Source organism: Desulfomicrobium apsheronum (assembly GCF_900114115.1).
GTDB classification, from domain to species: Bacteria; Desulfobacterota; Desulfovibrionia; order Desulfovibrionales; family Desulfomicrobiaceae; genus Desulfomicrobium; species Desulfomicrobium apsheronum.
Genome location: NZ_FORX01000005.1, coordinates 158088 through 183534 on the forward strand (window position 1 = coordinate 158088; position 25447 = coordinate 183534).

The following is a 25447-nucleotide window of genomic DNA, read 5'->3' on the forward strand; positions in this document are numbered from 1 at the left end:
AGCATGAATCTGAGCGAACGGATCATCGCCATCAAGAGCGGCGGAGAAATGGCATCGGCCGTGGTCTGGCGGCTGTACCACGCGCGCATGCGGCGCATCGTCATCCTGGAGACGCCCCACCCCCTGGCCGTGCGGCGCACGGTCAGCTTCTGCGAAGCCGTGCACGACGGGACCTGCATGGTCGAGGACGTGCGCGGGGTGCGCGTGGACGGCCCGGAACAGATCGAAGCGGTCTGGGCCGCCGGCGACGTGCCCGTGCTGATCGACCCCACCTGGAAAAGCCTTGAAGCCATCAGGCCCGACGTACTCATCGACGCCATCATCGCTAAGCGCAACCTGGGCACGGGCATGAACGACGCGCCCCTGGTCATCGGCATGGGGCCGGGCTTCACGGCCGGCAGGGACGCCCATCTCGTCGTCGAGACCAACCGCGGCCACAACCTGGGCCGCATCATCACCGAAGGGGAGGCGGCCCCGAACACGGGCATCCCCGGCTCCATCGGCGGCTTCTCGAAAGAACGCGTGCTGCGCGCCCCCGTGCCGGGCAAGCTCGTCTGGGACTGCAGCCTCGGGGATCTGGTGGAGAAGGGGCAGGTCCTCGGACACGTCGCGGGATCTCCGGTCACGGCGGAAATACCCGGCCTCCTGCGCGGCCAGATCCGCCCCAACGGCCATGTGTCCCAGGGCCTCAAACTCGGGGACATCGACCCCAGAGGCGACCTTTCCTACCTGCACACCATCTCGGACAAAGGCCGCGCCCTGGGCGGCGCCGTGCTGGAATGCGTCATGAGGGTGTACAATTGACCATGCCGGGGACCATGGCCGAGGCCCTGGACCTCCCAGGGCAGGGCCTGCTGGCCATCGTCGGCGCGGGCGGCAAGACCACGGCCATGTACCGTCTGGCCGCGGAACTGACCGGGCGCGGGCTGCGGGTGGCCTGCACGACCACGACGCGCATCTTCCCCCCCGAGCCGCACCAGGCCAGCCTCATCCTGGCCGAGAACAACGAGCGGCTCCTGAGCCATTGCCGGGACGCCACGTCCCCGGGCCTTCCCGTCTGCCTAGCCTGGGCCGTGGACGGCGGCAAGCTCATGGGGCTCACGCCGGACTTCATCCACAACCTGACGAACGCGGGAATCTTCGACTGGATCCTGGTCGAGGCCGACGGCGCGCGCTGCATGCCCCTCAAGGCTCCGGCCGCGCACGAGCCGGTCATCCCGGCGCGCAGCACCCATGTGCTGGCCGTGGCGGGCCTGACGGCCATAGGCGGCCCGCTGGACGAAAGGCATGTCTGCAGAAGCGCGCGCTTCGCGGAGCTGGGGGGCCTCGCTCCCGGAGCCCGCGTCACGCCGGCCTCCGTGGCGCTGATCTGCGCGCACCCCGAAGGCATGTTCAAGGGCGCACCGGAAAACGCCGTGCGCCTGCTGTGGCTAAACCAAGCCGACATGCCGCGCGCCCTGGACCACGGCCGCGAGGTCCTCGGACTGCTGCGCGACGCCAGCGCCCTGCCGCAGAGGGCCTGCATCGGCGCGGCCGGCACCCTCACCTTCAAGACGGAGGTCTGGCCGTGAGCGTGCGTGGCGTAATCCTCGCGGCCGGGCTGGGACGGCGCATGGGCGCGGTCAAGCAACTCCTGCCCCTGCACGGCCTGCCGCTGCTGCAGCACGTCATCGACGCGGCCCGGGCCTCGAGCCTCGAACATGTGCTGCTGGTCCTGGGCAACGCCCACGGGGAAATCCTGCCGAAGATCAACGCGAGCGGCATCGCCGTGGCCGTGAACCCGGACTTCGCCGCAGGCCAGAGCACGTCGGTGCGCACCGGCCTGCTTAACGGGCCCGACGCCGACGGCGTCATGTTCCTGCTCGGCGACCAGCCCCTTGTCGGCACCGCGCTCATCGACACGCTCGTCGAATGTTTCCTGGCCGAGCGCCCCATGGCCGTCGTCCCGGTCCATCAGGGCCGGCCCGGCAACCCCGCCGTCATCGGCCGCGAACTGATGCGCCGTGCGTCCGCGCTGACCGGCGACATCGGCGCGCGGCGTCTCTTGAAGGAGCACGCCAGGCATGTGCGGGAGGTGGAAGTGGACGACCCCGCGCTCCTGCGCGACGTGGACACCATGGACGATTACCTGGCCTTGCTCGCCACGCAGCAGCCGGACTCGGACGAAATTTTCAGACCCTGAACAAGGAGAAGGACATGAAGACCATCGCAGTCGAACACGCCGTGGGAACAGTGCTGTGCCATGACATCACGAAAATCGTGCCGGGCGGCGGAAAGGGTCCGGCCTTCCGGCGCGGCCACGTGGTGCGCGAGGAGGACATCCCGGCCCTGCTCGATATCGGCAAGGCCAACCTGTACGTCTTCGACCCGGCCGACGGCTACGTGCACGAGGATACGGCCGCCATCCGCCTGTCCCGCGCTGCGGCTGGCCAGGGCATCGCCTTCAGCGAACCCCAGGAGGGCAAAGTCACCCTGACCGCGTCCCACGACGGACTGCTGTGCATCGACGTCGACGGGCTGACGCGCCTGAACGACATCCAGGACGTGAGCTTCGGGACCATCCACCGCCATCAGCGCGTGAAGCCTGGCCGCGTCCTGGCCGGCACGCGGGTCGTCCCGCTGGTCGTGCCCGAGGCGCTCATGCAGGAGGCCGAGGCGGTCTGCGCCGAACACAGCCCGCTCATCGAGGTCAGGCCTCTCAGGCACGCGCAGGTCGGCGTGGTCACCACGGGCAGCGAGATCTTCCACGGCCGCATCAAGGACGGCTTCGGCCCGCTGCTGCGCGCCAAATTCGACGACCTCGGAAGCGAGGTCGTGGACCAGGTCTTCGTCTCGGACATGGTGGGCATGACCGCCGACGCCATAACGTCCCTGGTCCGCCAGGGCGCGGATTTCATCGCCGTGACCGGCGGCATGTCCGTGGACCCCGACGACCAGACCCCGGCGGCCATCCGCGCCACCGGCGCCGAGGTCATCTCCTACGGCGCCCCCACCTACCCCGGCGCCATGTTCATGCTGGCCTACCTGGACGACGTCCCCGTCCTGGGACTGCCCGGCTGCGTCATGTACTACAAGGCCAGCATCTTCGATCTGGTGGTCCCCCGCCTCCTGGCCGGCGAACGCCTCACCCGGCGGGACATTGTGGCCCTGGGCCACGGCGGCCTGTGCGAGAATTGCGGAACATGCAGATACCCGGCCTGCGGGTTCGGAAAGTGAGAGATCAGAACCGTATTTTCAAGACAAGATGAAAATCGTCGGATGAAGCTCTATTAATGTTCATTTCGCAGATGAATCCACGTCTGGATAAGTGTACAAGAAAAGACGTTAAGGGCTACATCCGACGACATTGCATCTTCTTTCAGCACCGTTGCTACCAACTGTCTGACTTCCGATGATCAATTATCCGGAACACGGATTCCTGCGCTTGCAGGTTCCTTGAACCTGGGATGAAAATCGCCTCACCCTACATATTGAACAATCGTTCACGACCATCGTCAACGAGATGCCGGACAGTTCCCAACTGATCAGTGCTCTCGTTTATGGAAATGCCTGTTTCAAAAAAACAAAATCTGAATTTCATTCGCAGACAGATCATTGCGAAACCAACATCCCGCAAACAATTAAAACCAATGAAATCATAAACTTATGATCACAAGCAGAAACTATAACAGAAAATTGATTATTGAAAATTTGCTCGAAATATGAAACTGCTACCATGTTAAAGAAATGTGGTTTTAAGCGGTTTTGAAACAGGCATGAAAATGGTGAAGCATGATGAGCATTTTCAAACATTCAGGTCCACGTAAAAATACAAAAATTTCCTTTCGGACCGACGATGAGACGCTCGATCAACTCAAATCGATTTGTAGAATTGAAAACAGAACGATTTCATCTTTGATAGAGAGCGTACTTACAGAATATGTACTTATCCATGAAAATGGCTCACAAGCTGATCAAGAAAAAAGACTGTCTCCACGAAAAAAATGCTCCATTCCAGCTGTAATATTATCTGATAAAAATAATCAACAATCTTATTTCAACTGTTTGATAAAGAGTCTTTCAGCAAATTCAGCCCAACTTGTTTTTAAAAAAATTCCTGATGAAGAAAATTTTTACAGTGATTTTTTTATCCTTTTCAAATTGCCAAAAAATGACCATCCACTACTTGTTTCTAGCAAACTGATTCGTTCTAAATGCTTAGAAAATGAATGTATGATTGTGGCGAAAATCAACTGTGATACTATTTCTGATAGCGAATTGTTGCAAAAATATTTATTAAAAATTGAATTTGCAGAAAATAACGACAACAAAAGACATCTGTTACCCAATAATCAATAATTGTGTTTCAAAAGGATATACTGATGGAAACTAGGAATTTGCTTAAAAGAAGGGTTTTGCGAGATGATGTCGCGGAATATTTGATGGAATCCATTCTCAAGGGGGATCTCAACCCGGGAGACAAGATAGTTGAATCGAAATTGGCAAGGGAACTCTCCATCAGCCAAGGAGCGGTAAGAGAAGCCATTCGCGATTTGATCGCGCAGGGAGTACTGGAAACGGAACCTTACAAAGGAACACGCATAAGGACTCTCACCAAAGATCAGCTCAATGACTACTATGACGTGCGCACGGAAATCGAAGCCTTGGCTGTAAGATGGAGCATCGTCAAACATGAGTCCAAGTACCTTGATCTCGCTTTTTTGAAGAGCTGCGTCGATAACATGCAACTATGCGTCGACAAAAACGATTCAAAAAACATGCGGAAACACGATATGGCGTTTCATTTGGCCATCGTTCAGGCCGCACACAGTGAATCGCTCGAAAAAGCCTGGAATTCACTGGGAAATTACTACTGGACGTATATCGCGGTTTACTACGATCACGCCGCTTCCTTATTGCAAAACCAGATCGTCAAACATCAAACCATGTACGAAGCCATCGCGGCCGCCGACATCAATGCCTATGCAAGCTGCGTTCGGGGCCACTACTTCGACACCAATGAACTCTTCCCTGAGAAAAAATAGATCGAAAGCATTCTGCTGAATTGCTTCCTTATCAGCACACAAAAACAAAGGCCGCTTGTGATCAAGCGGCCTTTGTTTTTGTGTGCTGGTAAGGAAGGGACTACATGATGCGAGGCTGGATGAAGATAAGCAGTTCAGCCTTGGACTTGGCATCATAGGTATTTTTGAAAAGCCAGCCCAAACCAGGCACATCGCCCAATCCAGGGATCTGATTCGTGCCGCTGGTTTCAGTGGTTTTCTGCACGCCACCGATGACGATGGTTTCACGATCGCTGACCATCATCTTGGTCTTGGTCTGCTTGGTGTCGATGTCGCGGCCGTCACTCTTGGGACTGTCATCGCTTATTTCGAGATCAAGTATCAGTTTGTTATCAGGGGTGATCTGAGGCAGCACGGAAATTTTGAGAACCGCTTCCTCATATTCGGTCGTGGTGCCGCCGCTCTCCGATTCCGTTGCCGTGGCGAGCTTTGTGCCTTGCTGGATCTCGGCTCTGTTGTTGTTCAGCGTAAGAATTCGAGGAGAAGAAATCGTCTTGACCAGATTCTTCGCTTCGCCAAGCTGGAGCGCAGCATCGAGGGTAAACAAATCCTCACCCAGATATTTGCCAATTGTACCGCCAAGAGTGATGCCATTTACCGTATTGATCGCATTCAAACCAGTCGAAGCAAAATTGCCGCGCCACTGTTCATTGGGGAGATTCGCAGCGGTTTCGGTGCTGTAAGTCGTGCCCCATTTGACGCCAAGGCTTCTCTGAAATTCGTCCGTGGCGTAAACAAGCCGAGCCTCGATCATGACCTGGCGTTCGGCCCGGTCGAGTTTCTTGATGAAACTGTCCACTCGCTTCAATGTATCTTCAGTATCGGTGACAATCAAAATGTTGGTGCGCGGGTCCGAAGAGACAGAACCCCGGCCCGTCAACATCGTCTTGACCTTGCCTTCAAATTCGGCGGCGGTGTTGTAGTTGATCTGCATGTATTCAGTCTTGAGCGGAGCCAGATTCTGCATGCTGACCTGCGCCTGGATTGCGGCCTCACGGGCTTTTTGCAGCTGCGCACGTTCAGCTTCGAGTTTTGTGATCGAAGCGATGCGCATGATGTTGCCCTTTATGACCATTCCCAAGCCTCTTTGCAGAAGCACCAGATCAAGAGCCTGATCCCAAGGGATGTCTACGAGCTTAAGGGATATTTTTCCGGAAATATCATCGTCAAGAATCAGATTGTAGCCGCTGATTTCAGAAATGAGGCGCAACACATGTTCAACATCCGCATCCTGCAAATCGATGGATATCCGCTCACCCGTGTAACGCTCTTTCATACCTGGAAAGAGAGTGTTGAGTTCCTGAATCTCACTGGATGCTTCGGCAAGAGCGTCTCCAGGTGCAGGAGCTTCAGTGCCGGCAACATCGCCCATTGCAGCTTTCACGCTCTTGCCCTTGATCAGGATATGGGTTTCATCTCCTTTGCGCAGCACCGACAGAGCAGGGTTTTTCGCGCCGGCAAATATGAGATACGCGTTGCCGTCGTTACCGTTGAGGGCGGTAACGTAATCAATCGCGGAACCAAGTTTTGTAACGTCATATTTTTTCAGCAAAGTATCCTGAAATTGCACTTTGCGGAAGGTGAGCTTGAAATCGCCGTCTTGGCCAGGTGTAACTTCAAAGGGGAGACTTGAATATGTGACGACCTGCAGAGAATCATTCTTGGGCTTGAAATTCAGTGAAGAGATGTAGTTTGAAGGAAGCTGAGGAGTCGACGTCTCGTCAGATACGAGCATAAGACGGCCAAGAGTTTCTGATTGTTTTGAAAGAAGAAACTTACTGTTCTCTTTCAAAAAAATATTCAATGCCGTGACTTTGTCTCCATCCATTTCTTTTTGAATATCGCTGACAAGCTCCGTCACATTAAGTGGAAGCTCAAAGTCGCTTACCGGTGGAGTAAACAGTACCTTGATATTTTTATCAGCATCATGATCTGCGTAAATCTGCGTGTTGGCATCCAGTGGCATATCGATGATTGTTTTTCCAAGCGCCTCGGAAACAACCACCGCAGGCAGATTTTGAACAGGCACATCCGTTTCGGAACCTGTATCCATGTTGGCGGGCTTAGAGTGCGTTGCGCATGAAGTCAGCACAACGATACAACCTAAAAATAAAAATCCAGATATCGCTCTGAAGATCTTCATAGCACCCTACTCCTTCTCTTGCCGCAATCTTAAATTAATTATTCGCTTTTTTGCTTCACCAAAAACATCAATGACATCTTCTTCGACGACAAGTACTTCATTTCCAATAGAAGTGACCACGCCATCATACAGCCCGATTGTCATACCAGGGCGAATCAAATATCCCTTGCCATCCGGCAGCTCAACCATCGCCATGGAATTTCCGCCCACCTTGTTGATGATGCCGATGAGCTTCAAGCTTCTTACATCGACCGTTTCCAGCGGCGTGGCAGCCTTCTTTTCAATTTTTGCCTTTTTGGCGGCCTGCATGAGTTCGTATTCGCGAATCTTCACAAACGACACAAACGGATCGATTTTACCTTTTGCGTCATATGGGGGATACTGTGATGTTATCCAGTCCGGAAATTCCTGACCGGACGCATCTGTCTGCCCCTCGGCGGCAAAGACTGGCGCACATAGAAGAAACAAGGCTGTCAGGATCAAAATGTGTACTTTCATGGCGTCTCATTCACTTTTTTTTCTTATTTTGATTCTTTTGAGCTTCACGAGCCTGGATTTCAGCCGCTGTAAGAGCCCTGTAGACTTGAAGAACAAGACTGGTATTGAGATACTTTTCCGTCGGAGAAAAATCAGAGACTGGCGAAAAAGTGATATTTTGGATGGTTACAAGACGATCGAGGCGCGATAGGCGGTCGAAATACGTAACAAGGCGGTGAAACGTCCCGCTGATTTGCAGCTGAACCGAACGCGTCGCATAAAATTCCTGAATTTGTTCAGCGCCGGGTTGAAAGAGGATGAACTCCACATTTTCATCGCGACCCAGCTTCTCAAAGGAGGCAAGCAGCATCTCAAGCGCCCGGGCATCCTCGGGAAGCAGAGTCTTGGCGTAATAAAGTTCCTTCTTGCGCAAGGACAGACTGCGCTCCAATTCCGGCAGTTTGGCGACCTGCGCGCGATAAAGAGCGATGTCCTTGTCGAGCTTCTCGATAGTTTGCTCGGCTTTGGTCATCTGGACCAGCTTGTCATCGAGAATGAAGTACCAATACGCTCCGTACACCACCCCTGCCAAACCGAGCAGTATCAAAAACAACTGCAGGGATGACAATTCCGCAAATTTTTTGGAAACTGTAGATTTATCCATTTGTTGTTCCATTCGTACTTATGTTCTCGAAATACTCTTGAGCCTTGACGGAACATTCAAAGGAAACCAGTCCCAGTCCGTCAATTTCACGGCGCGACGTCCTTCGGGTGTCCACACTGGCAATATATTTCGACAGACGAAGCCTTTCGACGAAGCTGACAAAAGCCTGATTGTCCAATGCGACTCCACTGAGGGCAATATTTCCATTGGCGTCGACATTGAACTTTTCAACCCACAATTTGTTTTGCGGCATATTGATGACAACCTCATCAATATACTTGACTGGAAGCCCCTGGCGAAGGCGAACTTGCTTGATGATCTTGATTCTTCCTTCGATATCCTGAAGTTCCTGTATGGTTTGATTTACCTTGGCGACCTCTTTTTCCAGGAGCGTCTTTGTCTGCGTTTTTTTGGACACGGACGCATTCAAATCCGCAAGTTGAGCAGAAAAATAATAGTCTACGGCAAAAACGGATCCAAGAACCAAGATGACCCCTAACACGAAAAAAACAAAGCTTTTTTCAATGTTTGTCGATTTTGTTCGCTTTTGCTGAGGAAGTAAATTAATTTTGATCATAGCTGGCTTCCAATATTATATTGCTCTCAAGGCAAGGCCAAAAGGAACAACCATTTGCGGGCCTATTTCTTCAAGGTATTCTTTCTGAAAAGAATTTCTGTCGACAAAAATCTTCCGGAACGGATTGTGATATTGCACATCAAGGTCGAGTTCTTTTTGAAACACATCCTTGAGTCCACCCAGCAAGGCCCCGCCGCCGGAGAGATAGAGAGACTCGGCGGGCACGACATTGCTTGAGGATGAATGATAGAATCCTATCAGGCGCTTCAATTCATCACACCAATTCTTGAAAGTCTTGTTCACCGCGTCGGCAATGGCCTTGGCGCTCTTTTCGTCAAGGTCATCCTTGCCGCCCAACTTGATCCGTTCCGCTTCCATCCTCTTCAGATTGAGGATGGAGGCCAACGATTCCGTCACCACACGTCCTCCAAACGAAACCTCACGCAAAAAAACAGGCTGCGCGTTGTGATAGATGCAAAACACACTCTGTGCGCCGCCAATATCGAGAAGGTAAACAGGCTTTTCCTGCAATTCAGGGTAATTGTACTCAAAGCTATTGCATATCGCAAAAGAGTCGACATCGATCACCGAGAGGGACAGGCCAGACTGGGTGATCACATCGCTCAAGTTCTGAACGACCTTCTTCTTGCTGGCCACGAGCAACACGTCATAGCTTTTTTCTTTTGCGCCAGGACCCAGAATCTGAAAATCGAGGTAAACATCATTGATATCGAAAGGAATGTACTGACGTGCGTCTTTGTGGACCGTGTCGCCCAGAGTCTTGGGAGAATCAGACTCGAAAGTGACACGTTTTACGATTACGGCGTGCCCGGCCATTGAGGAGGCGACCACCTGCTCCTTGAGCAAAAGCTGCGACCAGAGCCCTGCAATCTTTTTTGCTGTTGCCGAATTGTTGTCAAGGTCACCAGGTTGCCATGGACTCCTGGCAATGCTTTCCAGAATAAAATCACCTTTTCCCGGCCGAATCTTTACCATTTTCAGCCATTCGCTTCCAAGATCCAAACCGACACCGGCATTTTTCTTAGAAAAAAAACCTAATTTTTTCACAGCGTTATATCCTCAACGATTTTTTTCTCCACCCAGAACCATGCATTTACTCGTCGATAGTTCATTTATTAGCATAAAACATTCAGTCCATGCAAGAAATAATGCGTTGAAAAACAGTGAATAAAATAATCATCTCTCAGGCTTTTGAAACTTAATCCAACGACACAAACATAACCCATTCTGTTTACCTGCGGAGGAGTCATCGCCACAACACCATCTGGTATTTTTACCGATACGTAACGAGCGGATCAATTCACTCGCAATTAAGGCTCCCGCTTTGCGTTGAAAGATAACGGCAACCGCTTTCTCTTCTCAAAATTATCCTTTTGATCCAATTTCTCATCGTTTGAGCATGTCAAACAATGACGCCGACTTCTTGCCTGCTGGAGCAGTGGGGCGTCATTTCGAAAGAAAAAAGCCCGATTCATTTTTAAAGAATCGGGCCCGAGTCGACCAAGCAATGCCATATCGAAAATGAAACATCCGCTCAATACGAAGTTACTGTGAAGCCCTGCAGTCACATCCGCTGATATGACCGCTGGTGCGAATTCAAATTCCAAATACCCACTTGAAGAAAAAAGGGTATTGAAACGGCGGTTCATGGAACCTGAGACTTTAACCTTCACAGAATCAAGCGCTCATGGAGAGACAGGATTCTTATTGCGAATCTCGACACCATGCCGTTTTGAACAAATTATTTGCGTGACAGGGCTCTAATAATGTTCAGATATCGCTGAGTGATGCATGAAAAAAACATGCACTTCGCAAAACGGTCCCTGTTTGCACTGCAAAACAGCCCAGCAAGACCTTCTTGTCATTAAACTTTTTCGAGATTGGCAAGCAGAATCTGCCCGAACTCCGCACATCCCACCTGCTCCGCCTTGGCCATCTGTCCGGCCAAATCGACGGTTACCCGACCTTGCGAGATGGCCAATTCAACTGCCTTGCGTATTTTGCCGGCCGCTTCGTGCCATCCCACGTGTTCAAGCATCAGCGCACCCGAAAGAATCAGGCTGCCGGGATTGGCAAGATCTTTGCCTTCAATAGTCGGTGCGGTCCCATGCGTGGGCTCGAAAAAAGCCAAGTCGCTGCTCATGTTCACCCCAGGGGCCAGGCCAAGGCCTCCGACCTGCGCGGCGAGGGCGTCGGAAAGATAGTCGCCGTTAAGATTCGGAGTGGCGATGACGTCATATTTCTCGGGCCTGATGAGCACCTCCTGAAACATGGCGTCGGCAATTCTGTCCTGGAGCACAACCCGGCCCGGAGGGCAGCATTCTTCACCCTCGCGAATCACCACACCGGAAAACTCCTCCGCAGCAAGCTCATAGCCCCAGTTGCGAAAAGCGCCTTCCGTGAACTTCATGATGTTGCCTTTGTGGGCCATGGTCACGCTTTCACGTTTCTGATCCAGGGCAAACTGAATAGCCTTGCGGATAAGTCTTTTGGAGCCCGCTGCCGTCATCGGCTTGATGCCGATGCCGCTCTGCTCGTCCACATTCGCACCCATTTCGTCCCGCAGGAACGCAATGAGCTTTTTAGCCTCGGGGCTCCCGGCTTGCCATTCGATGCCTGCGTACACATCTTCGGTGTTCTCGCGAAAAATCACCATGTTGACGCGTTCAGGATGCTTGACCGGACTTTCGATGCCCTTGAAATACTGTATGGGTCGGATACATGCGAACAAATCCAGGGTTTGGCGCATGGTCACGTTCAGGCTGCGAAAACCCTTTCCCACCGGAGTCTCAAGGGGACCCTTCATGGCCAGATCCGCTTTCTTCAACGTGTCCAGCGTCTCCTGGGGAAGATAGGAGCCCGTCTCTTCAAAGGCTTTCTTGCCCGCCAGCAACTCAACCCATTCAAATCCGCGGCCGTCTCCAAAAGCCAGTTCAACGGCCCTATCGAGAACAGGACGACCGGCCGCCCATACTTCGCGTCCAATCCCGTCGCCTTCAATAAAATATACCCTGCGTTTCATAGTTGTCTCCTAGATCAAAAAATAAAAAACCCCTCGCGGGGTTTGGGGATAGTAAAAGATTATTGATCACGCAACCGCCAAAAAGCGGCATCCCGGCGTTCAACTGAAGCAGACTTCAACCATGAGAGCACCATGCTGCGTTTCAAACGGGATGGCCAAAATGGCGCTTGTCGAAACATGCCTGATCGTATGTCCGGCTCCGGTGATCACGGAGGGAATCGCGCCCTCGAAAATCATGCCCATTCCGACAAGGCCTTTGCGGGCCTGCCCGGAGATCATGTTGGTCAGTTCGCCGACGGCATCGGTGACGACATCGTTTATTTCGGACTGTTCCTCATAAAGCATCGCGCCTACAATACCGAGGGCCGAACCGGAGGTGAATGTCAGGGACATGGTACCCCTGCTTTTACCTTTCGGGTTTGAAAATCCAATCACACCCGTCACGTCCCCTTGAGCCCCTGCGTGTTGCTTTACAAATGGAGTTCCCACCTTGGCATCGGTCATCGCCATCGTCTTCAGAACGGAGGTCGTCGCATCCACAAACTGCGCAATTATTCCCTTTATGGCATCATTCATAGTATCCCACCATGTTAAGCTCGATTTTTTTGACAACAATCACGCGGCTCACGGCCATCGGAAAATGAGCCATACGTTACTGTGAACGCACCATCAAGTGAAACAGCGCCTGCACATACTTGCCCGAAACAACATCAGCCAAGGCGAAAAGCGGCAGGGAACCACGAGCGATGCCCCCCGCAAAGGCAAGCCACAATTCAAGAGACAGATTGCCCAGTGCCGGATCGAGGGCTGTTTCCCACAAAGCACCGGCCCTCTCTTCATTCAACCCGAAAAAACGACACCTGAGCGGACGCCCGGCAAAAAGAATGCATTTCCCATCCTCCAGCAGAGGGCAGCGCGCGCTGGCGTCGGACAGGCAATAGTCGTCGGCCGAAACCTGGCTGTCCGCAAGACGCTCCCGGCGAGCCGTCTCCACCGCCCTGGCGATGACCTCCAGGCGCTTTTCGCTGGTCAGCCCGACATTCATCTTCTGGGTGAGATACACGGCTTCGATCATCGACAATTTGATCGGCGTGCTGCAACACTTGTCGTGATCGCGACCACATTTGGAGGTGATATCGCGCGTTTCATCATCGACTCTGGCCTGAAGGGCTTCGTAATCCCGAAAGAACGGGCTTAAATCAACGGCCTTGTGCATTTCCAGGGACGGTTCGCGCACGGTGAGCTTCGGGCTTTGCTTTCCATATTTTCTGATTGTCCACCACTGCGAAAAATTGGCGGGTTTGGATCTGAGCGTTCGCAGCCGGACCCAGGCAAGGCGGTGCCCCAGGCCTCGGCGTAGCAGGTATGCGTTGAGCACCGTTCCGGTCCGTCCGATTCCATGACGGCAATGTATGAGCACCTTCTTGCCGAGATAAATGGCTTCATCGAGCCAGGCCAGCGCCTTTTCAAGCTCGGCCAGCTCCGGAGCCTCCTCGTCGGCAAGCGGCATGTGATACACCTCGAATCCGGCGGCGCACTCGATGTCGTGCAGATCGCAAAATTCGCCGCACAGGTTCAGGATCGCCCCGATGCCTTCGGCGCGCAGGCAATCGAGCTGCTCGTAGCTCATGGGAGCCGCTCCCACGGCCAACTGATCCGTGACCCAGGTCGCGGAATAGGCGCTGCGGCTCATGCGTTCTCCTCCGGGAAGAAGCGTTGGAGAAAAAGGGACGCCTCGCTGCGCGCCTCGGCCGAATCCGCGAGCTTCACATCCATGAGACGCGTCACGGCCAGAACCAACCCGAGGACGTTCAGGGCATGAGCGGTCTCGGCGGCGGGCATGCGCATGTACGACGCGTCGAGCATGTCTCCTTTGATGGCCGTTTCGTAACCGAAATGTTCCAGTACCTGCCGCACGAAGACCAGCCTGTTCATGCGCTGCGAAAGCGCCGCGCCACCGCCCTTGAAGCGGAACTTGATATAATTGGCGCCCGGCAAATCTCCACAAAGAGAATCCACTATGGAAAAATGATACCCAAAGCGGATGTTCAAATGCATGTATTCCGACGCAATGATCGAGTAACTGGCAAGAATTCTCGAATCCTTGCTGAAAATGCCGGCGCTGACCCGGTCAAAGGCCTCCCAGTCGACATGCAGCTGGCTCTCGTCCCAGGCCACGCGCTCATCGGCCAACCCGGCCCAGAGCGATCGCAAGGGAATGCAGGCCAGGGCTGCCACGTCCACGGGACCTTTTTCTCCGGCCTCGGGTGCCAGCCCGTCTCCCAGATCGAGCACATACATGACCAGCGGCAGGCTCGTTTCCAGGAGCCTTGACCTGCCAAGTCCCCTGCCCCCCCTTTCGACCAGGGAAAACATTTCCGCCACGCTCTTTTCGTGGCAAAAACGCACCAGATCATGCAACGAAAGGCACCCCTGCGGAGTGAAATTATCGCCCTCGGGATCCAGAAGGCTGAGGCGCACGGAGCACGCGGCCAGTTCCTGGTTTTCGGCCCGAACCTGAGCATGGGTTTTCTCCGCCGCAAGATTGCGCGCCATGATGGTCGGCAAACAACGGTCAAAGATTTTCCCCGCCGCCGCATCCACTGTCACCACCGCGCCATCCTCCAGAACGCCGGATTCGCACCCCACGACCACGGGCACGCCTCGCTCACGGGCCACCGAAGCCAGATGACTGGCCCTGCTGCCGCTGCCGGCCACGATGGCGGCGATGCGATCCAGAAACTGAGAAAGCGCGGGACGCAGGGTGCTCGTGACCACGACCGAGCCCTTGGGAATGCCCCGAAAATCCGCTCCGGTCGAAACATGATGAACGGGTCCGCAAGCCGCCCCTGGAGACGCGCAGTCCAGTTCCGAGATCAGCTCGATTGCGGTGCTGATTTCTTCGGGAGAAAAAACCTCCCTGTCCTGCTCCTGCTGCAGAGGTCGCGATTGCAGAATCGTAAGTCCGTCCGGTCCGTAGGCCCACTCCACATCCTGGGGCTGGCCGAAAACACTTTCAAGATGCATGGTCCGCTTGCCGAGTTCGCACAGGACCTCGTCGGAGACTGCCGCCGAGCTTTCGCAGACGCAGCCCATCAAAATGGACGGCTCGGGCTCCCGGGTCAGGTAATGCTTGCCCGGGGTCGCCGATCCGTCCACCAGCTCCGCCGCCAGTCCGCCGACCACATAGACGCCGATGGCCTTGCCTCCCACCGCCGCACACGCGGGATCGAAGGTGTAGACGACCCCCGCAGCCGAGGCCGCAACCATGGGCAGCACAAGGGCGGCCATGGCGGTGTCGTTGTCGGTGAGGCCGTGTCGAATTCTGTAGGCCAAGGCCCTGGGACAGTATTTTCCGGCCAGGACGCGTTTGTAGGCGGTCAGCACTTCGGACGGAGGGACATCGAGCTCGCTGGCGTATTGACCGGCAAAGGTGATGTCTCCGTCCTCGGCCAGGGCACTCGATCGCACCGCCAGATTCCTGTCCCCAAGATTCAGGTCCTCCACGGCGCGCAGAATTTCGTCCGCGATGTCGGTGGGAACCTTGGCCGCGAGGATCAGCTCCTGCAATTCACCGGTCACGCGAACAATGGCATCATTGTTGGACAGGGAAACGTCCTCGAAACGCTTCTCGATCTCCTTTTCAAGGTCATTGTCCCGCAGATAGCGGGCAAAAGCCGAAGCCGTGATGACAAATCCCGGCGGTGTCGCGACGCCATTGCGGCGCACGATGGACAGATTGGACGCTTTTCCTCCGACTTGGCCGGGATGGTCAGCGGCTTCGTCCAAGGAAAGCACGTAGGGAGGCCCAAAATCAAGCGGCGGCTGCGTGACCAGAACTGAAATTTCCGTGGCGATGCGCTCCAGCGCCGCCGGAAGATCGGCATAGGCATGGGGGTTCATGTCATAGAGACTGGTCGTCATGGCGCGGACAGCTTCCACAAGCTGCCCGGTCAGAACCCTGATTCTGGCCACGTCCGCCGGATCGTAGCCGTATATGGGAGCTTCGAGATCCGCGATCAGATCCAGGGCCCTGGCGTCGCTGTCCAGCAGCTCCTTGAAGTGCTCATATTTTTCACGGATGAGCCTGTTTGGAGCCACCAGCCGGGTGAACCAGTGCCGCAGCAGACGGGAAGCGGTCATGGAACCTCATCCTGCAAATCGGCGATATCCTGCCTCAACACATCCGCGACCTTGGATTCGAGTTCTTCCTTGTCGATGGGCTTGACGCAGTACTCGCTGGCTCCCAGCTTGAGCGATTCCCGTGCCGTTTCCAGGGTGGGATAGCCCGTCAGCATGATGACCTTGATGCCCGGAGCGAACTTCTTCATCTCCGCCAGTACTTCGACTCCGGTCATCCTCTTCAGCTTGATGTCCAGAATCGCGAGATCCGTGGCGCCCTTGGCCGCGTGGCGGATGGCCTCCTCTTCTTCGGTGAATGCCGTGACCTGATGACCCTGACGCTCCAGAATCCTTTTCACCAGGACTCCCGCATCGGAAACATCGTCCAAAACAATAATCGATGCCATGCATCTCTCCTTAAGATAGATTCTTGACCCGCAGGGCATAAGCGCCCCGGACCGTGCACCTGCGCCCAAAGCCGATGCCTGCGGGGTGTGTCCGAAATGTGCCCGCCTGGCTCCCGTCCTGCCGGAAGCTTGCCCGGCACGTGACGCAGGCCGTCAATATCGGTCCTAATACTCGGATCCGTGATCCAGGGGAATATCAACGGTAAATATCGTCCCCGGACCCTTCACGGCCCCCTCCGGCAAGACAGGGAGGTCGAAATCCGATGACAACGGGCTGTCCACCCGAATCTCGCCCATGTGATCCTTGACGATGCCAAAGGACACGGACAGCCCGAGTCCCGTCCCCTTGCCCACCGACTTGGTGGTGTAGAACGGGTCGAAAATCTTCTTCAAGGACACTTCGTCAATCCCGGTGCCGCTGTCGGCGACATCAAGCGTGACGATGCCGAGCGGTGTCTTGAGCTTGGTGACCACCACGATGACACCTCCGCTCTCGGGCATGGCGTCCTTGGCGTTGTTGAGCAGATTTATCCAGACTTGCTTGAGCTTCTCCGGGTCGCCGTAAATGATGGGGAAGCTGTCATCAAGCCTGGTCACGATCCGTACCCGGTCCAGCTCGAAGGAATGCCGGACCAGGCTCACGGACTCCATGACCGAGTTGTTGAAACACATCTCCCGCTTGTCGGTCTGCCCCTGGCGGGAAAAACCCAGCAGGTCGGCCACGATCTTGCGGCAGACCTTGGTCTGTTTCTCGATGACGGCCAGATCCTGGCTCAACTGGCTTTCTGGCGGCGCATCCTCCTTCAGAAGCTGGGAATACCCGAGGATGATCCCGAGCGGGGTGTTGATCTCATGCGCCACGCCGCCGGCCAGCTTGCCGATGGATTCCATCTTCTGCGCCTGGATGAGCTGCTGCTCGTATTCCTTGATGTCCGTGACATCCCTGTCCATGCGCAGCAGGCTCACGATGCGGCCCGATTCGTCATGCACCGGAATCTGGACCACATGGAACCACTTGCGGCCGTCAGGGCCATCGACGCGTTCCTGCCTGTCCACGCGCTCACCGGTGATGAGCACCTCCCGGCCTTCGAGATTTCTGCGCTCCGCCTCTTCTTCCGAGAACAGGTGAAAATCGTTGAGTCCCCTGATTTCGGGCACGGTCTTGCCCACGCTCTGCGCAAAAGCCCGGTTGGATGTCTGGTAGATCATGCGTGTGTCCACCAGGGAGATGAGATCGGGATTCATGTCCAGCACCGTGGACAGAAGGCGCTGCTGGTTGGTCAGGGTCTGCTCGGCTTCGCGCAGGCCGCGAATGTGATCGCGGAGGGTAAAAGCCATGAAATCGAGCGATTCGGCCAGATCCTGGATTTCATCACCCACGTTCTGCAGAAAAACAGGACAATCCCTGCAACTTGAGGGCTTGGGCCCGATTATGCACGCATGACAGGCGCATTTCGTATCCGGAACCAGCCAGCAACGGCGCACGCGATCATGGTGGGCCGGACAGCTCGTCTCGGTGCAGTTCATGATCTCCCAGCAAAAATGCTCACCCGGCAATACGGACAGGTTGTCGAGACTCCCCGTCACCAGATCCTCGGCATGAGCACGAAGCTTGGCCAGGCGGCGGGTCACGGTCCGGGCAAATATGCTGCCCAGGGCCATGGCCGCGAGCAGAACCCCGCCGAACATGGTCGCCAGGGCCGAGACGAACTGCTTGGTGGTTGCGTTCAAGCGGGACTTGGACAACCCGATGCGCACCGTCCCAATGCGCTCTCCCGCGACCATTATGGGCGCCGCAAAATCGTAGACGAAGATCTGGCCCGTATCGATGAGCTGGACATGAACCCGCTCATGGCTGCCGACCCGATTGGCCTCCACCAGCTCGACGGGATAGCCCTTGACGAAGGAATGGGTGACGACACGGTTGTCCGCGTTCTGGACAAAGGCGTAGACCACGTCGCCGATTTCACTGACCAGATTTCTGAGCACGAGATAATCCTGCGCCAAAAGCGGATTCACGGCGCGGGCTGCAAGGCTCTCGACCAAGGCGGCCCCACGCAGCTTGTTTTCCGTCACCAGAGCCGAAGACGTCATCTTGGCCACGACGGGCAACAGGACCAACGCCATGCCAAGCACGATGGCGATGATGCCCAGATTGAGCTTGGTCTCGAATTTGAGTTTGGAAAAAAGGGACTTCATTGAAAATCCCTGTTCAGGCCAAGGCGTCGTATCAAGGTTCTGATTGGCTCGTAGTCCTCGTCGTGGGCGGAAATGATGTCGATCATTCCGGCGGCGGCAAGAACCGGAGCATCATCGTGCCGGCTTGCGCTCAGGTCCAGCAGGGCCCGGGCGATCTTGTCCTTGATGGCCGGATCAAAGCCTTTGCGCACGGAGTACACCCAGCCCGGGTACGGACGGCTTTCCGCGAGCACGCGGATCTGGTCCAGGTCGATCTTGTCGCGCACGATATCAAGCGTGCCCTTGCGGATGGTGCCGACATCATAGGCACCCGTATACACGGCCAGGACCACCGCCTCCTGCCTTCCACCCGCGCCGGTGGCAAAGGCGACCTCCTGAAAATCCTTTTGCGTGATGCCATGATCGAAGAACAGTCCGAAAGGATACAAAAAACCTCCGGCGGAATTGGGGTCAACGGCAATGATTCTTTTTCCCCGACAGTCCGCGAGGCTGTTTATGGCGGGGTTGTCGGCGCGCACGATGATCTGGCCCTGGAAATTGGCACCCCCGTCAGGCTCCACGACGCGCGCGAAGGCTTCCGAGCCCAGCTTGGCCAAGGATATGTAAACGAAAGGATTGGTAAAGGAGATGTCTATCTCGCCGCGCTCCACCATCTTGACGTGCTCGGCGAATGTATTGGGAAAGACCTGTCGCAGGGACAGCCCGGTCTTGTGCCGCAGGTATTCGAGCAGGCGGCGATGACGTTCAAAGGAGACGGAGTGGGAATACTGGGGCAGATAGGCATAGGTGATGGCCGAGGTCGAGCCGAGCGGAGCCACGCTTTCGACCTTTGACATGTCCACCTTCACGACGGGCTCGTTTTCCGTACAGGCAGCCATGAAGAAGAGCAGTATGAAAATCGGAAGTCGTGCTAACGTCATGGTCCCTCTTCGGCAATGGAATTTATGCCAATGCACGTACCCCAAAAGGACAAAACCAACAACCAGAAGGTTTCTTCATCCTTGGGGCTGCGCACTTTCGGACATCCCCGTGCCGCGTGGAAGCGGCATGAAAGCGGGACGCCGGGGACCCTTCGGCGCAATGAACGGTCGGCCATGAGTCTGATTCGGGGTTCTTTTCAGGAAATCAAACCCCTTCGACTTTATCTAGGCTTGATGCGCGGCCCCCGACATTGTATTGGAACGCCAGTCAACAACCCTAAACACCGGATACAACCATGCACTCGGTCAAACGACTTGCCCATATCGACTTCAACATTCCGGGCGTGAAAGCCGTCGGAATGGAACTCATGAAACTGATCAACGCTCCGAGCCCCGATATGGAAGCCTTCGCCCGGACCGTCGAGCTGGATCCGGCCATCTTCGGCTCCATCCTGGCCTGCGCCAACTCCCCTTTGTTCGCCGGGATTACGGAAATCTCGGATTTGAAAGTCGCGCTCAACCGGCTTGGCATGAAGGAAATCCGTCGGATCATCTTCCATGTGGTCCTCGAATCGGCATTCAGGTCCGACAATGCAGAAATCAACAAGCTCTTGCGCGCCATCTGGAAACAGAATCTGGCCGTCTCGCTGACCATGCAGCGCCTCATTCAGGATTGTCCGCAAGTAAAGGCCCTGCCCATGGATATGGTCGGCATGATCTATCCCCTGGGCCTCATGCACGTCATTGGCATACCGGTGCTCGCCATCAACTACTATGATGCGTTTGCAAAATTCATCACCGAAGACCTCGCGCAGCCGCTGCCGGACATTTTCGCGCGTGAAAAAGAACTCTTCGACGGCTTCGACCACTTTGAACTGGGCGCGGAAATGATCAAGCGCTGGGGTTTTCCGGATTTCGTGCCCGACATCATCTCATCCTACCATGTGCCCGAACCGAGCCTGGATGCAGACAGCCGCACCCTGCATTCCCTGCTGCGTCTTGCCCGCCACCTGGCCCAGGAATACGGATACGCAGCGCTGCCCGATTCCCCTCCCGGATATTGGCTGCAAGGCAATGTCCTGGACCAGTCCGGAGTCAACGAAGATGATATCAAGGCGGACGTCATGGACCAGTTGGACAAGATCCTGAAGATGTTTCACTGATTCTCCACGGCGCCAGAAAAAACAGGGCCGCCGCGCCATTTTCGGACGCGGCGGCCTTTTTTGTCTCCAGGAAACAAGGCTAACGGACTTTAAAACCTGTAGGTCACGCTCAGGCCCGCCATGTGAGCATGAGCGTCTTCACGGGTCAGCTCAATGATGTTCGCCTCTTTTCTTGCCTCGTATTTGCGGTCCTTCATCCACAGATAACCGTAGGACGCATCCACGACCCAGGTGTCGTTTATCTTCCAGCCGGCGCCCAAGGTCACTATCTGCCGATCGGTGCAGGGCACGGCATAATCCTCGTAGTCGTCATTGACCGGAGACTGGTCGTAGACATAGCCGGCACGCAGATCGACGCTGTCGGTCAGGGCGTATTCGGCTCCAAATTGAAATCTCCACGTGTTGTTCCAGTTCTTGTCGCTTTCCAGTTTGTCGTCGAAACCGGGCTGAAGATCATCATAATTGACGATCAGGGATTTGTAGGAACTCCACCTTGTCCAGACCGCATCGAACTCCAGGCTCAAGCGCTCCACGGGCTTTACCATGACGCCCATGGTCACGGATTCGGGAACAGGTTCGGTGCCGGTCACATCCGTGCTCTTGAAGGGAAGCGGCGTCGACCCTTTCTGCTTGAAGTCACCGTCTCCGTGAACCGTCATTTGGATTTCGCTGCGCCAGGTAAGACCGAACGCAAGCCAGTCGAAAGGCCGGTAACGCGCACCGAGATTCATGCCGTAGCCCCAGCCATCGGCGGATATTTCATGCAGATAATCCGAATTCGGTATGTCTGGATGTTTGAAGGTCATATCGTATTCGAAATTCAGATACGTGGCCTCAACACCCACAGCCAGCGAAAAGGCGTCGGAAAACCTCAAGGCCAGATTGGGATTGATGGACACGGACTGGATGGCGGCGCGGGAGCAGTTGTAACGACCGACCCAGGAATCCGCGTCCTCGTATTCGGTGCCCAGGCCCACCCTGGAAAAAATGCCCAGCCCGAACCAGTAATTGTCCGAAAGCTGCTGCGTGTAATACATCGTGGGCAGGCCCCAGACCGAATCCGCGAAATCCATGTCGTCCGCCGTGCCGGACTTCACGTCCATGGTCGCCGAAGGAGCGATGGCCGTGGCTCCGATCTGAATCTGGCCGCCCGGCACGTCGGTGATGCAGGCCGGGTTGTAGGCCACGGATGAAGGATCTCCATCCCGGGCCACCATGGCCCCGCCCAAGGCGTTGCCTCTGGCGCTCCATTCATAGACGCCATACCCTGCGGCCCAGCCCTGCAATGGCCAAAGAACAACGCACAGCACAAAAATCCATCTTCGCATTTCTCTTCTCCCGCTTGTGATTTGCCCCGCCAACGTTGACAGAGCCCGGAGACTGTAGCAGGCAGAAATAAAACGTCAATGAACTATTATATCTTTTATATTCATTTTTTATGAACAATTTCTTTTGCCATACAGCGCCGGTGAACCCATGACCGTAAGCGATCTTTTGAGCTTCTATTCCCCGAGACTCGCGAGCACGAACGATATGGCCCTGATCCTCGACCAGAGGGGCGAGGTGCTTTATGCCAACGAGGCGGTGCGCAGCATCCAAAGTGCTCCGTTCAGAAGCTATGTGCCCCAGGACATCATCGAACAATTGCAGGCTGAAGTCCGGAGCAAGGAATTCTCGAGCCTGCCAAAGAACATCCCGCCCGTGCGCGAGGCCAGATTGCGCGTCATCCTCCCCGACGGCGCGGGCACTCGCCATGTAAGCTGGAAATTCATCGGCATCCCGGCCACTGACGGCGCGATCACGCTAGCCTGGGGCACCTTCAGGGCCACCGGACCCGGCCAGGAAATGGGGTTCACGGTCCTGCCGAGCGGCATCATCCAGGCCGCCAGCCCGGCCCTGTGCGCCATCTGCGGCTATACCCGGGACGAGCTTGTCGGCAGACCCGCGAGACAATTCTATTACACCGCCGCCTCGCGCAAGCGCATCGTCAACCAGCTCAATGAACGCAACGAGGTCGAGAACGGAGCCGTCACCCTGCGCTGCAAGGACGGCTCTCCGCTGACACTGTGGTACAGCGCCGAATCCATCCGGGCAGCGGGCGGCCGGATTCTTGCCTACAGCGGATTCTTCCAGCAGCGGCCCTTCACCTTTTCCTCCAAGCTGGCAGGTGAATTCACGCGCATCGTCGACGCCCTGCCCGACCTGGCCTGGGTCAGCGGACGGGACCTGCGCATCGTCGCGGCCAATCAGGCCTATCTGAGGGCTTACAAGCGCGAACGTGCCGAAGTCATCGGGCAAACCGAATACGACTTTCTGGAACCCGAGCATGCCCGCTTTCCCATCGAGGCGGCGCTCAAGGTCTTCGAGGAAAAGCAGGAACTCCTCCATCCCGCCGTCCCCCATCTGACCGATCCGCAGGTCTGGTACAGGGTCATCCGCCGTCCCATCTTCGACGACGACCGCCAGGAGGTCATTGGTCTTTTGGGAATTGCCCAGGATATCTCAGCCAAGGTCCTGCAGGAAAACGCCTTCATGGAGCAGCTGCGAGTCCGGGAGGAAGACGTGGTCGTGGTCAGCGACGATCAGGGCCGCATCCTGCGCCGCTCCGCCCAAACCCTGAACCCTTCGATATACGGGCGACCACAAACCTTTGACGCCTACACCCTCGACATGCGGCCGGTTCTCGACCTCATGCATCCGGACGATCTGCCCGCCGTGCGCCAGGCCATGCACCTCGTCCTGCGCGAACGGCGCGAACAGCACCTGGAATGCCGCATCCGCAATCAGACCGGAAACTATTCCACCATCCTGGCTCGGCTGCTCTTTCACGACGCCATCTACGGCGAACCGCGCATGTACGTGGTGGTACGCGACATCACCGAGCAGATGGGCCTGCGCAAGGCGACCATGGTCATCGAACGGCTCAAGCTGGCCTCGGGCACACGCACCGACCGCGAGCTGGCCTCTTTCCTGAATGTCTCCGCCGCAGCCATCTCCAACGCCCGCAAGAACGAGCGCGTCCCACCGGACTGGATCATCGACACAGGGCTGCGCACCGGCCGTTCCATCGACTGGATCGTCAGCGCCGTGATGCCGGGTCAGGCTTGAATCCGGCTCCCTCGCACCGGTTTATGGGGACAAGGAATTATTGTGCTTGCGGCGCGACATGGGTAGAAATCGGACTTTAAACACCATCTGGAGATTATCCATGAAACCGTTGCTTCTGCTGCTGTTTTTTTTGATCCCGGCCTGCGCCGGCCACCAGGCTACCTCCTCGGCGTCGCAGGAGAAATGGCTGACCCTGAACAGGGAATTCATCGCCCTGCACACCAAAGGCTCCCACGACCAGGCCTTGACGACAGCCCTGCAGGGAGTCGCGTTGGCGCAGGATTTCATGCCTCGGGAAAACGCAGATCTGGCGACTTCGCTGAACAATCTCGGGGTTACCTACGCAGCCCTGGGCCGGTTCGCGGAAGCCAGGGAAGCGTTGGAAAGAGCCCTGGCCATGCGCGAAAAAGTCCTGGGCCCCAATCACGCCGAAGTGGCCACGACCTTAAGCAATCTTGGGGAGCTTTATGCGGACATGAATCTGCCCTCGGAAGCGGAGGACGCATTCATCAGGGCACTTGAAATCCGGGAGGCCGGACTTGGGTCCGACAACGCCGATCTTGCCGAGACCCTGAACAACCTCGGTGAACTCTATCTGCGCCGAGGACTCCTGGATCAGAGCGACAAATTGTTGCGACGAGCGCTGGCCATCCGGGAAGAAAAACTGGGGGCAAACCACCCGCAGGTCGCCCGCACCCTCGACAATCTGGCCGGGATAGAACAGACCCGCAACAACTTTCCCCAGGCGCGGGATCTCCTGGAACGTTCGCTGATCATAAAGGAAGGCGCTCTTGGGCCCTTGCACCCCTGGCTGACAAACACCCTGACCAGTCTGGCGGAAGTCCTCATGGCCCAGGGTATGATCGCCGAGGCGGAACCCTTGGCGCGCAGGGCCGTGAACATCGGGGAGTCTGCATACGGCCGGGACAGCGTGCGCCTGGCCCTTCCGCTCACGACCCTGGGCAACCTGATGCGCAGGCAGGGACGTTTCGATGAAGCCGAAGAGATGCTCACCCGGGCGCTGCAACTGCAGGAGCAGACATTGCCGGCGGACCATCTCGACATTGCAATTTCCCTTGGCAATCTGGCCTCGGTTCACTATGCCCAAGGTCGATTTACCGAGGCCAAGTCGCTTTACGAACGGGCACTGGCCATCAACGAAGCGGGCCTGGGACAAAAGCATGGCGACGTGGCCCAGCTTCTGCACAATCTGGGCGTGGTCAATCGCAAGCTCGGGGATCCTCAGCAGGCCAGGACCTTGCTCATGCGGGCCCTGTCCATCCGCGAGGCACTGTTTGGCACATCGGCACCCCCGGTGGCCGACACTCTGGAGGCGCTGGCCTACACTCTGAAGGACGCAGGCGACGCCGCTTCAGCCGCCGCATATCTGGAGCGGGCCAAGGCCATTCGCGGACAGACATGGTGAGCGTGAATGCAGAAAATACGTTCATCCCAAAGGCTTTTCCGGATGCGTTCAGGCAAAAGCCTGAAATTCGAAATTAGACGTTTCATTTGTTTTTCTGTAGATGTATTGGCTCTTGCCACGGCGAAATTTCGCCAA

Annotated in this window: 22 protein-coding genes; 9 read left to right on the forward strand and 13 right to left on the reverse strand. The window is 56.0% G+C overall.

Translation table 11 applies throughout. The features are described 5' to 3' along the window. Positions 1 to 3 precede the first annotated feature (3 nt). The 6 genes from yqeB to BMZ40_RS07450 all read left to right on the forward strand — a co-directional run bounded on the left by yqeB (position 4) and on the right by BMZ40_RS07450 (position 5024). Positions 4 to 804 carry a selenium-dependent molybdenum cofactor biosynthesis protein YqeB gene (gene yqeB, locus BMZ40_RS07430; RefSeq protein ID WP_092373630.1) on the forward strand — a complete coding sequence of 267 codons (801 nt, stop codon included), beginning with the start codon at positions 4 to 6 and terminating at the stop codon, positions 802 to 804. A 2-nt stretch (positions 805 to 806) separates the two neighbouring features. Beyond that, positions 807 to 1571 carry a selenium cofactor biosynthesis protein YqeC gene (gene yqeC, locus BMZ40_RS07435; RefSeq protein WP_245751059.1) on the forward strand — a complete coding sequence of 255 codons (765 nt, stop codon included), beginning with the start codon at positions 807 to 809 and terminating at the stop codon, positions 1569 to 1571. Beyond that, on the forward strand, positions 1568 to 2182 hold the full coding sequence (locus BMZ40_RS07440) for a nucleotidyltransferase family protein (RefSeq protein ID WP_143075568.1): 615 nt from the start codon (positions 1568 to 1570) through the stop codon (positions 2180 to 2182). Before yqeC ends, BMZ40_RS07440 begins: the two co-directional genes overlap by 4 nt. Before the next feature lie 14 nt (positions 2183 to 2196). Beyond that, positions 2197 to 3216 (forward strand): molybdopterin-binding protein, encoded by a 1020-nt coding sequence (locus BMZ40_RS07445; protein WP_092373633.1) that lies wholly within the window; start codon positions 2197 to 2199, stop codon positions 3214 to 3216. Between the two features lie 558 nt (positions 3217 to 3774). Further along, positions 3775 to 4338 (forward strand): PilZ domain-containing protein, encoded by a 564-nt coding sequence (locus BMZ40_RS19155; protein WP_143075569.1) that lies wholly within the window; start codon positions 3775 to 3777, stop codon positions 4336 to 4338. 23 nt (positions 4339 to 4361) lie between these two features. Next, positions 4362 to 5024 carry a GntR family transcriptional regulator gene (locus BMZ40_RS07450; protein ID WP_092373635.1) on the forward strand — a complete coding sequence of 221 codons (663 nt, stop codon included), beginning with the start codon at positions 4362 to 4364 and terminating at the stop codon, positions 5022 to 5024. Positions 5025 to 5124: 100 nt separating this feature from the next. Here the strand turns inward: BMZ40_RS07450 and BMZ40_RS07455 are convergent, their stop codons facing one another. The 12 genes from BMZ40_RS07455 to BMZ40_RS07510 all read right to left on the reverse strand — a co-directional run bounded on the left by BMZ40_RS07455 (position 5125) and on the right by BMZ40_RS07510 (position 19615). Next, positions 5125 to 7206: a type IV pilus secretin PilQ gene (locus tag BMZ40_RS07455; protein WP_092373637.1), complete on the reverse strand. Its 2082-nt coding sequence runs from the start codon at positions 7204 to 7206 to the stop codon at positions 5125 to 5127. A 6-nt stretch (positions 7207 to 7212) separates the two neighbouring features. Beyond that, entirely contained in the window at positions 7213 to 7704 is a 492-nt protein-coding gene (locus BMZ40_RS07460; protein WP_092373639.1) for a pilus assembly protein PilP, read from the reverse strand. A 10-nt stretch (positions 7705 to 7714) separates the two neighbouring features. After that, positions 7715 to 8347, reverse strand: coding sequence for a type IV pilus inner membrane component PilO (locus tag BMZ40_RS07465; RefSeq protein WP_177193067.1), 633 nt, complete (start codon positions 8345 to 8347; stop codon positions 7715 to 7717). Beyond that, positions 8340 to 8924, reverse strand: a complete 585-nt coding sequence (locus tag BMZ40_RS07470; protein ID WP_092373643.1) for a PilN domain-containing protein — start codon at positions 8922 to 8924, stop codon at positions 8340 to 8342. The genes BMZ40_RS07465 and BMZ40_RS07470 overlap by 8 nt, the downstream gene beginning before the upstream one ends. Positions 8925 to 8939: 15 nt before the next feature. Continuing rightward, the gene (gene pilM / locus BMZ40_RS07475) at positions 8940 to 9992 is read right to left on the reverse strand and encodes a type IV pilus assembly protein PilM (RefSeq protein ID WP_092373645.1); all 1053 of its coding nucleotides are present in this window, start codon (positions 9990 to 9992) and stop codon (positions 8940 to 8942) included. Between the two features lie 817 nt (positions 9993 to 10809). Beyond that, a complete protein-coding gene (gene icd, locus BMZ40_RS07480) occupies positions 10810 to 11967 on the reverse strand; it encodes an NADP-dependent isocitrate dehydrogenase (protein ID WP_092373647.1) in 1158 nt (385 codons plus the stop codon). Between the two features lie 99 nt (positions 11968 to 12066). Beyond that, a complete protein-coding gene (locus BMZ40_RS07485) occupies positions 12067 to 12543 on the reverse strand; it encodes a chemotaxis protein CheX (RefSeq protein WP_092373649.1) in 477 nt (158 codons plus the stop codon). 76 nt (positions 12544 to 12619) lie between these two features. Next, entirely contained in the window at positions 12620 to 13660 is a 1041-nt protein-coding gene (locus BMZ40_RS07490; RefSeq protein WP_092373651.1) for a protein-tyrosine phosphatase family protein, read from the reverse strand. Then, entirely contained in the window at positions 13657 to 16110 is a 2454-nt protein-coding gene (locus BMZ40_RS07495; protein WP_092373653.1) for a PEP/pyruvate-binding domain-containing protein, read from the reverse strand. The genes BMZ40_RS07490 and BMZ40_RS07495 overlap by 4 nt, the downstream gene beginning before the upstream one ends. Beyond that, complete coding sequence (locus tag BMZ40_RS07500; RefSeq protein WP_092373655.1) at positions 16107 to 16496, reverse strand: response regulator; 390 nt, start codon at positions 16494 to 16496, stop codon at positions 16107 to 16109. Before BMZ40_RS07500 ends, BMZ40_RS07495 begins: the two co-directional genes overlap by 4 nt. Before the next feature lie 165 nt (positions 16497 to 16661). Next, positions 16662 to 18695 carry an ATP-binding protein gene (locus BMZ40_RS07505; RefSeq protein ID WP_092373657.1) on the reverse strand — a complete coding sequence of 678 codons (2034 nt, stop codon included), beginning with the start codon at positions 18693 to 18695 and terminating at the stop codon, positions 16662 to 16664. Beyond that, entirely contained in the window at positions 18692 to 19615 is a 924-nt protein-coding gene (locus tag BMZ40_RS07510) for a phosphate/phosphite/phosphonate ABC transporter substrate-binding protein (RefSeq protein WP_092373659.1), read from the reverse strand. The genes BMZ40_RS07505 and BMZ40_RS07510 overlap by 4 nt, the downstream gene beginning before the upstream one ends. Before the next feature lie 296 nt (positions 19616 to 19911). On the opposite strand from BMZ40_RS07510, the gene BMZ40_RS07515 reads away from it, so the two are divergent. Then, complete coding sequence (locus tag BMZ40_RS07515; protein ID WP_092373661.1) at positions 19912 to 20778, forward strand: HDOD domain-containing protein; 867 nt, start codon at positions 19912 to 19914, stop codon at positions 20776 to 20778. A gap of 89 nt (positions 20779 to 20867) precedes the next feature. Here BMZ40_RS07515 and BMZ40_RS07520 read toward each other — a convergent pair whose 3' ends face one another. Next, positions 20868 to 22106, reverse strand: coding sequence for an OmpP1/FadL family transporter (locus BMZ40_RS07520; protein ID WP_092373663.1), 1239 nt, complete (start codon positions 22104 to 22106; stop codon positions 20868 to 20870). A 148-nt stretch (positions 22107 to 22254) separates the two neighbouring features. Here BMZ40_RS07520 and BMZ40_RS07525 point away from each other — a divergent pair, with 148 nt between their 5' ends. Next, entirely contained in the window at positions 22255 to 23886 is a 1632-nt protein-coding gene (locus tag BMZ40_RS07525; protein WP_092373665.1) for a PAS domain-containing protein, read from the forward strand. 100 nt (positions 23887 to 23986) lie between these two features. After that, entirely contained in the window at positions 23987 to 25312 is a 1326-nt protein-coding gene (locus tag BMZ40_RS07530; protein WP_177193068.1) for a tetratricopeptide repeat protein, read from the forward strand. Positions 25313 to 25447 lie beyond the last annotated feature (135 nt).

Coding starts and splice junctions, on each gene's coding strand:
- yqeB (WP_092373630.1), top strand. CDS start 4: ATGAATCTGAGCGAACGGATCATCGCCATCAAGAGCGGCGGAGAAATG.
- yqeC (WP_245751059.1), top strand. CDS start 807: ATGCCGGGGACCATGGCCGAGGCCCTGGACCTCCCAGGGCAGGGCCTG.
- BMZ40_RS07445 (WP_092373633.1), top strand. CDS start 2,197: ATGAAGACCATCGCAGTCGAACACGCCGTGGGAACAGTGCTGTGCCAT.
- BMZ40_RS19155 (WP_143075569.1), top strand. CDS start 3,775: ATGAGCATTTTCAAACATTCAGGTCCACGTAAAAATACAAAAATTTCC.
- BMZ40_RS07450 (WP_092373635.1), top strand. CDS start 4,362: ATGGAAACTAGGAATTTGCTTAAAAGAAGGGTTTTGCGAGATGATGTC.
- BMZ40_RS07455 (WP_092373637.1), bottom strand. CDS start 7,206: ATGAAGATCTTCAGAGCGATATCTGGATTTTTATTTTTAGGTTGTATC.
- BMZ40_RS07460 (WP_092373639.1), bottom strand. CDS start 7,704: ATGAAAGTACACATTTTGATCCTGACAGCCTTGTTTCTTCTATGTGCG.
- BMZ40_RS07465 (WP_177193067.1), bottom strand. CDS start 8,347: ATGGATAAATCTACAGTTTCCAAAAAATTTGCGGAATTGTCATCCCTG.
- BMZ40_RS07470 (WP_092373643.1), bottom strand. CDS start 8,924: ATGATCAAAATTAATTTACTTCCTCAGCAAAAGCGAACAAAATCGACA.
- icd (WP_092373647.1), bottom strand. CDS start 11,967: ATGAAACGCAGGGTATATTTTATTGAAGGCGACGGGATTGGACGCGAA.
- BMZ40_RS07485 (WP_092373649.1), bottom strand. CDS start 12,543: ATGAATGATGCCATAAAGGGAATAATTGCGCAGTTTGTGGATGCGACG.
- BMZ40_RS07490 (WP_092373651.1), bottom strand. CDS start 13,660: ATGAGCCGCAGCGCCTATTCCGCGACCTGGGTCACGGATCAGTTGGCC.
- BMZ40_RS07495 (WP_092373653.1), bottom strand. CDS start 16,110: ATGACCGCTTCCCGTCTGCTGCGGCACTGGTTCACCCGGCTGGTGGCT.
- BMZ40_RS07500 (WP_092373655.1), bottom strand. CDS start 16,496: ATGGCATCGATTATTGTTTTGGACGATGTTTCCGATGCGGGAGTCCTG.
- BMZ40_RS07505 (WP_092373657.1), bottom strand. CDS start 18,695: ATGAAGTCCCTTTTTTCCAAACTCAAATTCGAGACCAAGCTCAATCTG.
- BMZ40_RS07510 (WP_092373659.1), bottom strand. CDS start 19,615: ATGACGTTAGCACGACTTCCGATTTTCATACTGCTCTTCTTCATGGCT.
- BMZ40_RS07515 (WP_092373661.1), top strand. CDS start 19,912: ATGCACTCGGTCAAACGACTTGCCCATATCGACTTCAACATTCCGGGC.
- BMZ40_RS07520 (WP_092373663.1), bottom strand. CDS start 22,106: ATGCGAAGATGGATTTTTGTGCTGTGCGTTGTTCTTTGGCCATTGCAG.
- BMZ40_RS07525 (WP_092373665.1), top strand. CDS start 22,255: ATGACCGTAAGCGATCTTTTGAGCTTCTATTCCCCGAGACTCGCGAGC.
- BMZ40_RS07530 (WP_177193068.1), top strand. CDS start 23,987: ATGAAACCGTTGCTTCTGCTGCTGTTTTTTTTGATCCCGGCCTGCGCC.